Below are 13,341 nucleotides of genomic sequence, written 5' to 3'. Positions count from 1 at the left end.
ATGCCAGAACGTCAGGCCACCATCGCCAGCGCCTCCGGGCTCCACGCCCGCCCCGCCAAGCTGTTCGTGCAGGCGGTGCAGTCCAAGCCCGTGCCCGTGACGATCGCCGTCGAAGGCGGCCCGGACGTCAACGCCGGCAGCATCCTGTCCCTGATGGGGCTCGGCGCGTCGCATGGTACGGTCGTCACACTCAAGGCCGAAGGCGACGGTGCCGAGCAGGCTCTCGACGAGCTGGTCGAGATGCTCGAGACCGACCTGGACGCGCAGTAGGGCGGCGTCCGAGACGCACGGACAAGGCGACGGATGCCGCGGATCGAAGCCGCTGCGGCATCCGTCGTCCGCGTTCGGGCGGTCAGGTGTCGGTCGCCTCACCCGGTTCGAGCACGACCAGTTCGCCGCCGTTCTGCTCGACGGCCCAGCGCAGGCGTGCCCGTCCCATGTCGCGCCCGATGACCGACAGGGTCATGTCGTGGGTGCCGAATGCGCGCTTGGGCGCGACGGCGAGCACGAAGTCCATCGCCTCGCCGATCTTCAGCCACGGGGCGCCGACCGGCGCGGCCAGGAGCGACACCGATCGACCCGCGGGGACCGCGTAGGAGTCGCCCGGGTAGTAGAAGCTGTCGTTGACCAGCACGCCGACGTTGTCGATCACCGGGATGGACTCGTGGATGACCGCGTGGCGGCCGCCGAAGAACTCCAGCCGGAACGGCTCGACGGTCACGGTGTCGCCGGGATGCACGACGGTGATCTCGTAGCCGGCGGCGGCCTTGGCGACGCCTTCGGGACCGAAGATCGGGATGCCGGGGAAGGTGTGGAGGATGCGGTCCAGGTGATCGGGCGTCCAGTGGTCGGGGTGCTCGTGGGTCAGGACGATGGCGACGACGTCCTCGAGGGTGCCCAGCGGCGCGGTGTACGAACCGGGGTCGATCACGAGCGTCCTGCCCGCTTCGACGATGGTCAGCGTGGCGTGCTCGAACTTGGTGACTCGCATGGTCCGAGTCAACCCGCACGCGGGGCGGAGCGGCAAGGCCGGGCACGTTCGGCGCCTCGATTTGGAGCGAGCATGAACGCCGTGGCATAATCGAACGGTTGCGAAAACGGCCCCATCGTATAGCGGCCTAGTACGCCGCCCTCTCACGGCGGTAACGCGGGTTCGAATCCCGCTGGGGTCACAACACGGAAAAGCCCTCCCGGTCCGCCAGGACCTGGAGGGCTTTTCCGTGTTCCGCGCCCAGCAGGGTGAGAAACGCTCGCGCGGGCGGCTCCGGCTAGTCCGACTCGTCGACGGGCACCTCGACGGGGATCTCGGCCGGTGGGTGGCGGTCGCCGACGGTGGCGCGCCGCATCGTGGCGAGATCGAACTTCGGCTCGCGGGCGGCGGTGAACAGGCCGTTGGCCTCCTGGAAGGTGTCCGTCAGCTGCGTGTAGCAGAAGCCGGCGAACGCCTCGACGTCGTGCACGGCGCCCAGCAGCCGCTCGTAGGAGTCGCGCAGCTGGTCGGGGGAGTCCGAGACGGAGTAGCCCCATGTCCCGTGCGCGTCCGTCGTCGTGCGGCACGCGATCCCGCCGAACTCGCTGAGCACGAGGGGCTGCCCCTCGTGCGGGTGCTCGTCGAGGGTGATCATGCGCCCGGCCGGGAAGGCGGTTCGCAGCGCCTCGGGAAGGTCTGTTCCCGGCGTGCTCGCGTAGCGCGCGCGCAGGCGATCCGGCTCGCTCTCGTAGTCGTGGATGCTGATGATGTCGGTCGCCGACGACTCCCAGCCGTCGTTGCCGACGACGGGGCGGGACGGATCGAGCGTGTGGGTCAGGTGGTACAGCGCCTGCACGAACGACCGGTGGGTCGCCACGTTGGGCAGGTCGGGCACGCCCCACGACTCATTGAAGGGCACCCAGACGACGATGCAGGGATGACCGATGTCACGCCGCACCGCCTCCACCCATTCGCGCGCCACCCGCTCGATCGACTGGCGTGTGAACCGGTAGGCGCTGGGCATCTCCTCCCACACCAGCAGACCCAGGACGTCCGCCCAGTACAGGTACCGCGGATCCTCGATCTTCTGGTGCTTGCGGACGCCGTTGAACCCCGCGGCCTTGGTCAGCTCGATGTCCCGGATGAGCGCCTCCTCGCTCGGCGGCGTCATGAGGGTGTCGGGCCAGTACCCCTGGTCCAGAACCAGTCGCATGCGGTACGGACGGTTGTTCAGCAGCAGCTGGCCGCGTCTGAGCGCCACCCCGCGCATGGCCGTGTACGAGCGCACCTCGTCGATCACGACGTCGCCCTGCATGAGGAGCACCTCGGCGCGGATGAGCGTGGGCGACTCCGGCGACCACAGCAGCTCGTTGCGGGCGTCGTCGATGCCGGGGTCGGCGAGCGCGATGCTGCGGTGCACCTCCTGGTCGGGGATCTGGTAGCAGTCGTCGGCGAGGAGGCGGTCGCCGACCCACAGCCGCACGACCGCCTGGAGGTCGCCCCCGGGCTCGGGGTCGTGCAGCCGCGCCTCGAATCCGATCGCCCAGCGCTCGAGCTGCGGGGTGAAGCGCACGTCGGCGAGGCGGCGGCGAGGCGCCTCCTCGAGCCACACCGTCTGCCAGATGCCGCTCGTGCGGGGGTACCAGATGCTGTGCGGCTCATCCAGCCAGTCCTGCTTGCCGCGCGGCTGGGCGACCCCCTGGGGATCGTCGTGGGCCCACACCGCGATCTCGTGGTGGTCGCGCTTCTTCAGGGCATCCGTGATGTCGAAGGTGAAGGGCGTGTGGCCGCCCTCGTGACGTCCCACGAAGCGGCCGTCCACCCACACCCTCGCCTCGTAGTCGACGGCGCCGAAGTGCAGCAGCAGGCGCACGTCGTCGTGGCGCGTGTAGTCGAACGCACGGCGGTACCAGATGTGCGCCCCGAGCGTGCGATCGTCGATGCCGCTCGCCTCGCTCTCCGGTGCGAAGGGCACGAGGATCTCGCGATCCCACGTGGCGATCCCGCTCGGATGCTCAGCCCCCGCCCCGACGGCGAACTCCCACGGGCCGTTGAGGCACTGCCAGTGCCGTCGCTGCATCCGGCGGCGCGGATAGTCGGGGTGGTCGGTGGGCCAGCTCTCTGACCAGAGGGACGTCGGCATGGGGCAACGCTAGGGCGGGCCCTCCGGCGCCGCAGAAGCCCATTGACACCGCGGCGCCGGTGTGGCCGCTACTGGTCGCGAGGTGCTCGCGGCGGCGAGGCATCCGCTTCCGCCGCCCGCCGGCGACGGCGCACCAACCGCACGACGCCCCACACCACCAGCGCGGCGACCGCCGCGACGAGCAGCCACGGCAGGAGGAAGCCGAGAGCGATCACGATGCCGTTCAGCGTCGCGACCAGTCCGTTCCATCCCGCCAGGAGCCCATCGGCGAACCCGGCCGGATCCGCCTCCACCCTCTCGACCGCCGGAGCGAGCGACACGGTGAGTGACGACAGCTCCACCTGATCCTCGAGCATCGCCAGCTGCTGCTGGTAGGACTCCAGCAGGGCCTGCCTCTCGGACAGGGCCGATTCGGCCGCGATGAGGTCGCTGACATTCTGCGCCTGGGCCATCAAGGCCGTCAGGCGATCCACCGATGCCTGCGCCGCGTCGATCCGGGCCCGAAGATCGACGGTCTGGTCGGTGACGTCCTGGCGGTTGATGGCGGACGACGTGACCTGACCGAACTCGGACAGATCGGACACGAGCGCGGGCAGTGCGTCGGCGGGCACCCGCACCGTCACGGAGGACCCCGGGTACGGGTACGGCGTCACGGCGTCGGCGGCGCCGCCGCCCGAGTCAGGCGGCTGCACCGCGCCGTCGCGGTCGATGGTCATGGACTCGACATAGCCGCCGCGCGCGACGGCGGCGTCGCCGATCGCCTGCGCCGCCGTCTCGACGTCGTCGACGGCGAGCGCCGCGGACGCGGTAATGACGATGTCGCGGCCGGCGGCGACGTCCGCCGCGGACGATTCGGTGCTCGCCGCACCGCCTTCGCTCAGCGAACGCGTGTCGCCGGCGCCCGGAGAGGGCGGAGCGTCCAGCGCGATCCCCGGGTCGGAGCCGCCCGCCGGGGCGACAAGAGCCTCGTCGCGTGCGCCGCTGATGATCGCCCCGACGCTGGGCGCGAGCACCGCCGCCACCACGACGATCGCGGCGGCGGCGCCACCGGCGAGCCACGCCCGCCCGCGGCGCAGCCGGCGGCGCCGATCCGCGGAGCGTTCGCGGGCGATGTCGGCGAACAGCGCCTCCTCGATCTCGTCCACGCGCTCGTCGGCGAGCTCGGGCAGCGAGATCCCACCGGCGGGATGCTGCGTGTTCATGTGCTCTCCTTCACGACGGTCCGCAGTCGCGTGCGGATGCGGGAGAGACGGTTGCGCACGACGCCGTGGGCGATGCCGAGCTCGTCGGCGGCCGCCTGATAGGCGTACCCCTGCACCGCGCAGAGGCGGAAGATGTCCCTGTCGAGCGGGCCCAGACCCGCGACCTCCCGGACGATCGCCTCGGCGAGCTCGCTGTCGATGACCTGCTGCTCGACGTCCACGGTCGCCGGCAGGAACTCGTCCGCGACCGCCGCGGTGTGCTCGCGGTCGCGCTTGAGCCGCCGGACGCGATTGGCCGCCTGCAGTCGGCACACGGTCGCCAGCCACGGCAGCAGCGAGTCACCCGCGAGTTCCAGGCCGGGAAGCTTCCGCCAGGCCACCAGGAAGGTCTCCTGCGTGACCTCCTCGGCATCGGCGCGGCTGCCGACCAGTCCGTGGGCCAGCCAGTACACGGGGCGCACGTAGGCGCGGTAGAGCGTGCGGAACGCGTGCTCGCTGCCACTCGCGGCCAGGGCCACGAGCGCAGCGTCATCGCGCGTGCCGTCCTCTGCCATCCCGATCCTCCGCCCACTCCGGCGCCGCAGCGGCGTCGCGGTGCTCATTGTCTCTCACCCGGTCAGTGTCCGCGCGGCGCCGATCGTCTCACGCGACCGGAGCACTCTCACCGTGCCTGTATCCTTGTGCGAGCGAGAGGGAGTATCCCGACAGCGCGCATCCGTCATCACGGGTCTCGACAGTGCGACCCCGGGTGTGCGACGCGGACCGGTCCGGTGGGAACGGCCGCGGGGAGAGACTTTCGGTATCGACCGACCCTCCGATCCTCCCCGCGAAAGGCCCTGCATGGACCTCGAACTCCCGCTGTGGTTCGAAATCGGATCCCTGGTGATCCTGACCCTGATCCTGGTCGCCGACCTGCTGCTGATCCTCAAGCGACCGCACATCCCGTCGACCAAGGAGTCGACCCTCTGGGTCGTCTTCTACGTCACGCTCGCGCTCATCTTCGCGGGCCTGATGTGGGTCTTCGCCGGCGGCGAGTACGCCGGTCAGTTCGTCGCCGGCTGGCTCACGGAGTACAGCCTGTCGATCGACAACCTGTTCGTGTTCGTGCTGATCATGACCCAGTTCTCCGTCCCGCGCCGCTATCAGCAGGAGGTGCTGATGGTGGGCATCATCATCGCCCTCGTGCTGCGGGGTCTGTTCATCCTGCTCGGCGCGGCGATCATCGAGCAGTTCAGCTGGGTATTCTACCTCTTCGGCGCCTTCCTGATCTGGACGGCCATCCGTCAGGCCTTCCCCGGCGGCGACCACGATGACGATGTCAAGCAGGAGAACTTCGTCGTGCGCCTGCTCCGTCGCACGATCGACATCAGCGACTCCTACGACGGCGCGAAGATCCGCACCGTGGTCGACGGCAAGAAGATGTGGACGCCGATGATCATCGTCTTCGCGGCGATCGGCGTCACCGACCTCCTGTTCGCCATCGACTCCATTCCGGCGATCTTCGGCATCACGACCAGCCCGTTCATCGTGTTCACCGCGAACATCTTCGCGCTGATGGGTCTGCGTCAGCTGTACTTCCTGCTGGGCGACCTCCTGGACCGCCTGCGCTACCTGCACTACGGCATCGCGTTCATCCTCGCCTTCATCGGCGTCAAGCTGGTCTTCCACGCGATGCACGAGAACGAGCTGCCGTTCATCAACGGCGGCCAGCACATCGAGTGGGTCCCGGTGATCTCGACGTGGATGTCGCTGGGCGTCATCGTCGTGTCGATGGCGGTGGCGACGGCGGCGAGCCTCATCGCCTCCGCGCGCGACAGGCGGCTGGGACGGACGGATGCCACGGCCGGCGTCGTCGACGACGGCACGGGCGCTCCGCCCGAGGTCGAGGCGGCCGCCGAGGCGGTGGCTGAGGAGAAGGGGACGCCGTCCACCGTGGATCAGCGTCCCACGGAGCGGTGATACCCTGAGGCGGTGCGGATCGCTCGCCTTCTCCTTAGCGGCCGCGACGAGTCCTAGTCCCCAGGCCTCCCTCGTCGCGGAGTTCGTCGCGGGCTTGATCCCTTCTCCAGGAGAACGAACAGAGCAATGAGCACGACCGCCGCCGCAGGCATCCCCGATCACCCCCGCACGCTGGCGGAGAAGGTGTGGGACGACCACGTCGTCGTGAAGGGGCAGGACGGCCAGCCCGACCTCATCTACATCGACCTGCACCTCGTGCACGAGGTGACGAGCCCCCAGGCCTTCGACGGCCTGCGGGCCGAGGGGCGCCCGGTGCGGCGCCTGGACCTCACGATCGCGACCGAGGACCACAACACCCCGACGCTCGACATCGACAAGCCGATCGCCGACCTCACCAGTCGCACGCAGATCGAGACGCTGCGGCGCAACGCCGAGGAGTTCGGCGTGCGGCTGCACTCCCTCGGCGACCGCGAGCAGGGCATCGTGCACGTCGTCGGCCCGCAGCTGGGGCTGACGATGCCCGGCATCACCGTCGTGTGCGGCGACTCCCACACCTCGACGCACGGCGCGTTCGGTGCGATGGCGTTCGGCATCGGCACCAGCGAGGTGGAGCACGTCCTGGCGACGCAGACGCTGCCGCTGAAGCCCTTCAAGACGATGGCGATCACCGTCGAGGGCGAGCTCAAGCCCGGGGTGACGGCGAAGGACATCATCCTGGCCGTCATCGCGAAGATCGGCACCAACGGCGGTCAGGGGTACGTGCTGGAGTTCCGCGGCAGCGCCATCCGCTCGCTGTCGATGGAAGGCCGCATGACGATCTGCAACATGTCGATCGAGGCGGGCGCCCGTGCAGGCATGGTCGCCCCCGACGAGACGACCTTCGCGTACCTGAAGGGACGCCCGCACGCGCCCCGGGGGCAGGACTGGGATGACGCGGTCGCCTACTGGCGGACGCTTCCCAGCGACGAAGGCGCCGTCTACGACGCCGAGGTGTTCCTCGACGCCGACGAGCTCGAGCCGTTCGTGACGTGGGGGACCAACCCCGGGCAGGGCGTGTCGCTCGGCGACGTCGTCCCCGCTCCCGAGGACTTCGCCGACCCGAACGATCGCGCCGCCGCCGAGCGCGCGCTGGAGTACATGGACCTCACCCCCGGGACGCCCCTGAAGGACATCCCGGTGGACGCGGTCTTCATGGGCTCGTGCACCAACAGCCGCATCGAGGACCTGCGCGCGTTCGCATCGGTCATCAAGGGCCGCAAGAAGGCGGACGGGGTGCGCGTCATGGTGGTCCCCGGGTCGGCGCGGGTGCGTCTGGAGGCCGAGGCCGAGGGCCTGCACAAGGTGTTCGAGGAGTTCGGCGCCGAGTGGCGCTTCGCGGGCTGCTCGATGTGCCTGGGCATGAACCCCGACCAGCTCGCGCCGGGGGAGCGGTGCGCCTCGACGAGCAACCGCAACTTCGAGGGACGTCAGGGCAAGGGCGGCCGCACCCATCTGGTGTCGCCGCTGGTGGCCGCCGCCACCGCCGTGCGGGGGACGCTCTCGAGCCCCTCGGATCTCGGTGAACCGGTCGCCGCGTCGCCGATCGCAGGGACGGAGGTCCGCTGACATGGAGAAGTTCGTCACGCACACCGGTGTCGCCGCTGCGCTGAAGCGCTCGGCCGTCGACACCGACCAGATCATCCCCGCCGTGTACCTCAAGCGGGTCACGAAGACCGGGTTCGAGGACGCGCTGTTCGCCAACTGGCGGCAGGACCCGGAGTTCGTGCTGAACCAGCCGGCGTACGCCGGCGCCAGCATCCTCGTGACAGGGCCCGACTTCGGCACCGGCTCCAGCCGCGAGCACGCGGTGTGGGCGCTGCGCGACTACGGCTTCAAGGTGGTGCTGAGCCCCAAGTTCGCCGACATCTTCCGCGGCAACGCGGGCAAGCAGGGGCTCGTCACGGGTGTCATCTCCGAAGCCGACCTCGAGAGCATCTGGGCGCTGCTGGACGAGCACCCCGGAGCCGAGCTGACGGTCGACCTCGAGGCCCGGCAGGTCCGAGCGGCGGGCCTTCAGCTCTCGTTCGAGATCGACGATTACACTAGGTGGCGGCTTCTCGAAGGGCTCGACGACATCGGGCTCACCCTGCGCGAGGAGGACAAGATCGCGCAGTTCGAGGCTCGCCGAGAGGCGTGGCGGCCGCGGACGCTTCCTGTTCCGTGAGTCAGGTCGAACGCCTCACCCGGGCATTCGACCGCCGCAGCCGCCCCTCGAGCAACAAGTGAGGTCCACCGGATGAAGTCGCTTCTCGGACGCGCCACCGACCCCAAGTCGGCAGAGAAGGATCTGGCAGGAGAGGTCCTCGCGATCCGCGGCGGCCGCCCCCTGACCGGTCGTGTCGAAGTGAAGGGGGCGAAGAACCTCGTCACCAAGGCGATGGTCGCCGCCCTCCTCGGAGAGACGACGAGCACGCTGCGCGATGTCCCCGACATCAGCGACGTGAAGGTCGTCCGGTCGCTCCTCGAGGTGCACGGCGTGCGCGTCGAGGACGGCGACGAGGAAGGCACGATCCACCTCGATCCCAGCGGCGCCGTGACGGCGCACTTCGAGGAGATCGACGCTCACGCCGGCGCGTCCCGCATCCCGATCCTGTTCTGCGGGCCGCTGCTGCACCTCCTCGGCGAGGCCCTCATCCCGGACCTCGGTGGATGCCGCATCGGCGACCGTCCGATCAACTTCCACATGGACGCCCTGCGCGCCTTCGGCGCCGTGGTCGACAAGAGCTACGAGGGCATCCGCATCACCGCGCCCAACGGCCTCACCGGCGCCAACATCGAGCTGCCGTATCCGAGCGTCGGCGCCACCGAGCAGGTCCTCCTGACCGCGGTGCGGGCCAAGGGCGTCACGGAGCTGCGCAACGCCGCGATCGAACCCGAGATCATGGACCTCATCGCGGTGCTGCAGAAGATGGGCGCGATCATCTCCTACGAGCCGAACCGCGTCATCCTCATCGAGGGGGTCGATTCCCTGCGCGGGTACGACCACCGTGCGATCTTCGATCGCAACGAGGCGGCTTCGTGGGCATGCGCAGCGCTCGCGACCGACGGCGACATCTTCGTCGGCGGAGCGCGCCAGCAGGAGATGCTGACCTTCCTCAACGTCTTCCGCAAGGTCGGCGGCTGGTTCGACGTGCGCGAGGACGGCATCCAGTTCCGTCGCGGCGGCGCCCTCAAGCCCGTCACCGTCGAGACCGACGTGCACCCGGGCTTCATGACCGACTGGCAGCAGCCCCTGATCGTGGCCCTCACCCAGGCCGAGGGACAGTCGGTCGTGCACGAGACGGTGTACGAGAACCGGCTCGGCTTCACGGCTGCCCTGAACCAGATGGGGGCCGACATCGTCGTGCACCCCCACGGCATCGATGCGCCGGATCGTCGCGTGCCGCGTCGGGCGCTGGAGCAGGCGGCCGTGATCAACGGACCCACCCCGCTGCATGGCGCGGACGTCGTCGTCCCCGACCTGCGGGGCGGCTACAGCTACGTGATCGCTGCACTGGCCGCCGAGGGCGAGTCGGTCGTCCGCAACATCGGGATCATCCGCCGCGGCTACGAGAAGTTCTTGACCAAGCTCGAGACCCTCGGCGCCGACTTCGACGTCGTCGGCTGATCGTGAGCGCGTCGCCGCCGCATCCCCGAGCCTCCCGGGAGAAGACCCGCCCCAGCCTGTTCTGGCCCCTCGCAGCGCTCGTCGTGCCCGCCGTCGGGCTGCTCGCGCGCGTCGAGGTGATGGGGGGCGAGAAGCTGCCCCGGCAGGGCGCCTTCGTGCTCGCGCCGAACCACATGAGCGAGATCGATCCTCTGATCGTCGCGGTGGCGGTGTGGCGTCTGGGACGCGCGCCCCGGTTCATGGCGAAGGAGAGCCTGTTCCGCGTCCCCGTGCTCGGCTCGATCCTGCGTGCGACGGGCATGGTCCCCGTGGCGCGCGCGTCGTCCCACGCCGGCGCGCGTCAGACGCTGGAGAGCTCGCAGGAGCTGGTGCGGCACGGGCGCGGGGTGATCGTCTACCCGGAGGGCTCGCTCACGCGCGACCCGGACCTGTGGCCGATGCGCGGCAAGACCGGCGCAGTCCGCCTCGCGGTGGCCGGCGGCATCCCGGTGATCCCGATGGCGCACTGGGGCGCGCAGGAGATCCTGCCGCGCTACGGCAAGCTGCGCCTGTGGCCGCTCCGCCGCCGGGTGCAGGTGGTCATCGGCGACCCGATCGACGTGTCGGCCGTGCCGGGCGTCGCCGGTCAGCCTGCTGCGCTTGCGGCAGCGACCGACGAGGTCATGGCCGAGATCGCGGGGCTGCTGTCGCAGCTGCGCGGCGAGCCGGCGCCCGCCGAGCGCTGGAACCCCGCCGACCACGGGCAGAGGGAGACGGGGCGCCTTGAGTCGTAGACAGGATGCCGCGCGCCCGCGCGTCGCGGTGGTCGGTGCCGGCAGCTGGGGCACGACGTTCGGGAAGATCCTCGCCGACGGCGGCGCGCACGTGACCATGTGGGCACGCAGGCCGGAGCTCGCCAGCGAGATCCAGGAGGCCAAGCGCAACAGCGAGTACCTGCCGGGGATCAACCTGCCGCGTTCGATGCACGCGACGCACCACCTCTCCGAGGCGCTGGAGGGCGCCGAACAGGTGTACCTCTCGATTCCCAGCCAGGCGGTCCGACAGAACCTCAAGGCGGTGCGCCCCCTGATCGCGCGCACGGACGCGCCGATCGTGTCGCTCATGAAGGGCGTCGAACGCCGCACCGGTCTGCGGATGAGCCAGGTGATCGAGCAGGAGCTGGACTGCGACCCGGCCCGCATCGCCGTCGCGTCCGGTCCGAACCTGGCGCTCGAGATCGCGCGCGAGCAGCCCACGGCCGCGGTCATCTCCTCCACCAGCCAGGAGACGGCCGAGGCGGTCGCGCGGCGCTCGCGCAACCGCTACTTCCGCACGTTCGTGAACACCGACGTCATCGGCACCGAGTTCGGCGGCGTGCTGAAGAACCTGATCGCCGTCGCGATCGGCATCGTCGACGGCGTCGGCTACGGCGAGAACACCAAGGCGTCGATCATCACGCGCGGCCTGGTCGAGATGACCGATTTCGCGGTGGCATTCGGTGCGCAGCCGGAGACCCTGCAGGGACTGGCGGGCCTGGGCGACCTCATCGCCACGTGCCAGTCGCCGCTGAGCCGGAACAACACCGCCGGGCGTCTGCTCGGACAGGGCTACCGCTTCGACGACGTCGTCAAGCAGATGAATCAGACTGCGGAGGGCCTGGCGTCGGTCGCACCGATCCTGCAGCTCGCGCGCGAGGTGGGCGTGGAGATGCCCATCGTCGAGCAGGTGAAGATGGTGCTCGACGGCACGATGAACCCGCGCGACATCGCACCGCATCTCACGACGGACGACGACACTCCCCAGGGCGAGAGGACGCAGAATGGACAAGCCGGCGGTGGCGGTGCTCTTTGGCGGTCGATCCAGCGAGCACTCGATCAGTTCCGCAACGGCGGGCGGGGTGCTGCGAGCGATCGACCGTGACCGCTTCCGCGTGATCCCGGTGGGGATCACGCGTGAGGGCGTGTTCGTGCTCGAGGACGACGATCCCGACAAGTTCGCTCTGGACGCGCAGCGCCTCCCGGAGGTCGTGGACAACGGCACGCGCGTGCTGTGGCCCGAAGGCGGCGCCGACCGGACGCTCCGGGTGCGCCGCATGGACGGCTCGGTCGACGAGGTCGGGCGACTCGACGCCGTGCTGCCGATCCTGCACGGCGTCCACGGGGAGGACGGCACCGTGCAGGGGTTCCTCGACACCCTCGGCATCCCGTACGCCGGCGGAGGTGTCCTGGATTCGGCGCTGTGCATGGACAAGCACTTCATGAAGATCGTCCTCGCCGCCGCCGGCGTGCCGGTCGCCCCGTGGGTGACGATCACGCGGTCGCGCTGGGAGGCCGATCCGGACGGCGTGCGCGCGGATGCCGCAGCCCTCGGGGAACCGTCCTTCGTCAAGCCCGCCCGTGCCGGCTCGAGCGTCGGCGTGTCGAAGGTGCACGACGCCTCCGAGCTCGACGACGCGCTCGCCCTCGCGTTCGCCGAGGACGACAAGGTCCTCATCGAGACCGCCATCGTGGGCCGCGAGGTCGAGGTGGCGATCCTGGAAGGTCGCGACGGTGCGCGGGCGCGCGCCTCGCTGCCCGGTGAGATCGTCCTCACGACGCGGGAGTTCTACGACTTCGAAGGCAAGTACCTCGGCGGTGAAGGCGCCGAGGTGGTGTGCCCGGCGCAGCTGACCGATGCCGAGACGGCGGCGATCCAGGAGCTCGGCGTGCGCGCCTTCGAAGCGGTGGACGGCCGCGGGCTCGCACGGGTCGACTTCTTCCTCACGGCCGACGGCCTGTACGTCAACGAGCTCAACACGATGCCGGGCTTCACGCCCATCTCGATGTTCCCCAAGTGCTGGATCGCGTCGGGCATGACCTACCCGGAGCTCATCTCGGAGCTGATCGACACCGCCCTGGCGCGCGCGGCATCGAGCCCGGTCAGCTCTGCTCGGGCAGCAGCTCCTCGGTGAGTGTGCACTCGCCCTCGACGGTCGTGGCCGCCGCGACGGCGACGCCCAGCTCGCCGAGCGCATCGTTGGGGGAGACCGCCTCGTTGTCGATGTACACCTCGACGGCGGGCACCCGGCCGTAGGTGGTGACGAGGTAGCGCGGTGCCTGGGACTCGTCGACGATCCAGTCCACGCCGCCGATCGTGATGCACCGCGCGTCGGTGGGTCCGGGAGGCGTCACACCGCACCGCAACAGGATGGAGGACGGGTCGCCCCATGCTCCGGTGGCCTGCGCGTCGGTCCAGCGCCGCGGCTGATCGGCGACCGATCCCGGGAGCCGCACGCTCACTTCCGCGCAGGCCGGATCGCCGGCGCCTTCGGCGGGGTCGAGGTTGACGGTCGTGGAGCATCCGGTCAGGCCGATGCCGGCGATGAGCGCGGCGGCGAGAGCGATGGCGGAAAGGCGGCGCACCGTTCCAGGCTAACCCGCGCCCGAGCCGCCCGCCCGGCCCG

Annotated in this window: 13 protein-coding genes and 1 tRNA gene; 9 read left to right on the top strand and 5 right to left on the bottom strand. The window is 70.1% G+C overall.

Annotated features, from left to right (window positions below):
- Entirely contained in the window at window positions 1-270 is a 270-nt protein-coding gene (locus AC5RVZ_RS16560; RefSeq protein WP_494066855.1) for an HPr family phosphocarrier protein, read from the top strand.
- Window positions 271-352: 82 nt separating this feature from the next.
- On the opposite strand, the gene AC5RVZ_RS16555 is transcribed toward AC5RVZ_RS16560, so the two are convergent.
- On the bottom strand, window positions 353-991 hold the full coding sequence (locus AC5RVZ_RS16555; RefSeq protein WP_494066854.1) for an MBL fold metallo-hydrolase: 639 nt from the start codon (window positions 989-991) through the stop codon (window positions 353-355).
- 108 nt (window positions 992-1,099) lie between these two features.
- Between AC5RVZ_RS16555 and AC5RVZ_RS16550 the strand changes: the two genes are divergently transcribed.
- Window positions 1,100-1,172 (top strand) — tRNA-Glu (locus AC5RVZ_RS16550).
- A gap of 96 nt (window positions 1,173-1,268) precedes the next feature.
- Here the strand turns inward: AC5RVZ_RS16550 and AC5RVZ_RS16545 are convergent.
- From AC5RVZ_RS16545 to AC5RVZ_RS16535, 3 genes are all read right to left on the bottom strand, one after another.
- Window positions 1,269-3,113: a glycoside hydrolase family 2 protein gene (locus AC5RVZ_RS16545; protein ID WP_494066853.1), complete on the bottom strand. Its 1,845-nt coding sequence runs from the start codon at window positions 3,111-3,113 to the stop codon at window positions 1,269-1,271.
- A 68-nt stretch (window positions 3,114-3,181) separates the two neighbouring features.
- Complete coding sequence (locus AC5RVZ_RS16540) at window positions 3,182-4,315, bottom strand: DUF4349 domain-containing protein (protein ID WP_494066852.1); 1,134 nt, start codon at window positions 4,313-4,315, stop codon at window positions 3,182-3,184.
- Window positions 4,312-4,869 carry an RNA polymerase sigma factor gene (locus AC5RVZ_RS16535; RefSeq protein WP_494066851.1) on the bottom strand — a complete coding sequence of 186 codons (558 nt, stop codon included), beginning with the start codon at window positions 4,867-4,869 and terminating at the stop codon, window positions 4,312-4,314. Before AC5RVZ_RS16535 ends, AC5RVZ_RS16540 begins: the two co-directional genes overlap by 4 nt.
- 286 nt (window positions 4,870-5,155) lie before the next feature.
- Between AC5RVZ_RS16535 and AC5RVZ_RS16530 the strand changes: the two genes are divergently transcribed.
- From AC5RVZ_RS16530 to AC5RVZ_RS16500, 7 genes are all read left to right on the top strand, one after another.
- Entirely contained in the window at window positions 5,156-6,274 is a 1,119-nt protein-coding gene (locus AC5RVZ_RS16530; RefSeq protein WP_494066850.1) for a TerC family protein, read from the top strand.
- A gap of 126 nt (window positions 6,275-6,400) precedes the next feature.
- The gene (gene leuC / locus AC5RVZ_RS16525) at window positions 6,401-7,879 is read left to right on the top strand and encodes a 3-isopropylmalate dehydratase large subunit (protein ID WP_494066849.1); all 1,479 of its coding nucleotides are present in this window, start codon (window positions 6,401-6,403) and stop codon (window positions 7,877-7,879) included.
- A 1-nt stretch (window position 7,880) separates the two neighbouring features.
- A complete protein-coding gene (gene leuD / locus AC5RVZ_RS16520; RefSeq protein ID WP_494066848.1) occupies window positions 7,881-8,477 on the top strand; it encodes a 3-isopropylmalate dehydratase small subunit in 597 nt (198 codons plus the stop codon).
- Window positions 8,478-8,549: 72 nt separating this feature from the next.
- Window positions 8,550-9,920: a UDP-N-acetylglucosamine 1-carboxyvinyltransferase gene (gene murA / locus AC5RVZ_RS16515; RefSeq protein WP_494066847.1), complete on the top strand. Its 1,371-nt coding sequence runs from the start codon at window positions 8,550-8,552 to the stop codon at window positions 9,918-9,920.
- Complete coding sequence (locus AC5RVZ_RS16510) at window positions 9,917-10,693, top strand: lysophospholipid acyltransferase family protein (protein WP_494067001.1); 777 nt, start codon at window positions 9,917-9,919, stop codon at window positions 10,691-10,693. The genes murA and AC5RVZ_RS16510 overlap by 4 nt, the downstream gene beginning before the upstream one ends.
- Window positions 10,683-11,819 (top strand): NAD(P)H-dependent glycerol-3-phosphate dehydrogenase, encoded by a 1,137-nt coding sequence (locus AC5RVZ_RS16505; RefSeq protein WP_494066846.1) that lies wholly within the window; start codon window positions 10,683-10,685, stop codon window positions 11,817-11,819. The genes AC5RVZ_RS16510 and AC5RVZ_RS16505 overlap by 11 nt, the downstream gene beginning before the upstream one ends.
- A complete protein-coding gene (locus AC5RVZ_RS16500) occupies window positions 11,719-12,849 on the top strand; it encodes a D-alanine--D-alanine ligase family protein (RefSeq protein ID WP_494066845.1) in 1,131 nt (376 codons plus the stop codon). The genes AC5RVZ_RS16505 and AC5RVZ_RS16500 overlap by 101 nt, the downstream gene beginning before the upstream one ends.
- Here AC5RVZ_RS16500 and AC5RVZ_RS16495 read toward each other — a convergent pair.
- Window positions 12,818-13,300, bottom strand: coding sequence for a DUF3515 family protein (locus AC5RVZ_RS16495; RefSeq protein WP_494066844.1), 483 nt, complete (start codon window positions 13,298-13,300; stop codon window positions 12,818-12,820). The genes AC5RVZ_RS16500 and AC5RVZ_RS16495 overlap by 32 nt on opposite strands.
- Window positions 13,301-13,341 lie beyond the last annotated feature (41 nt).

The organism is Arthrobacter sp. Cza30 (assembly GCF_059090765.1).
Note: the sequence above shows the minus strand (reverse complement) of the source record. Positions and strands in the feature narration are given on the sequence as shown.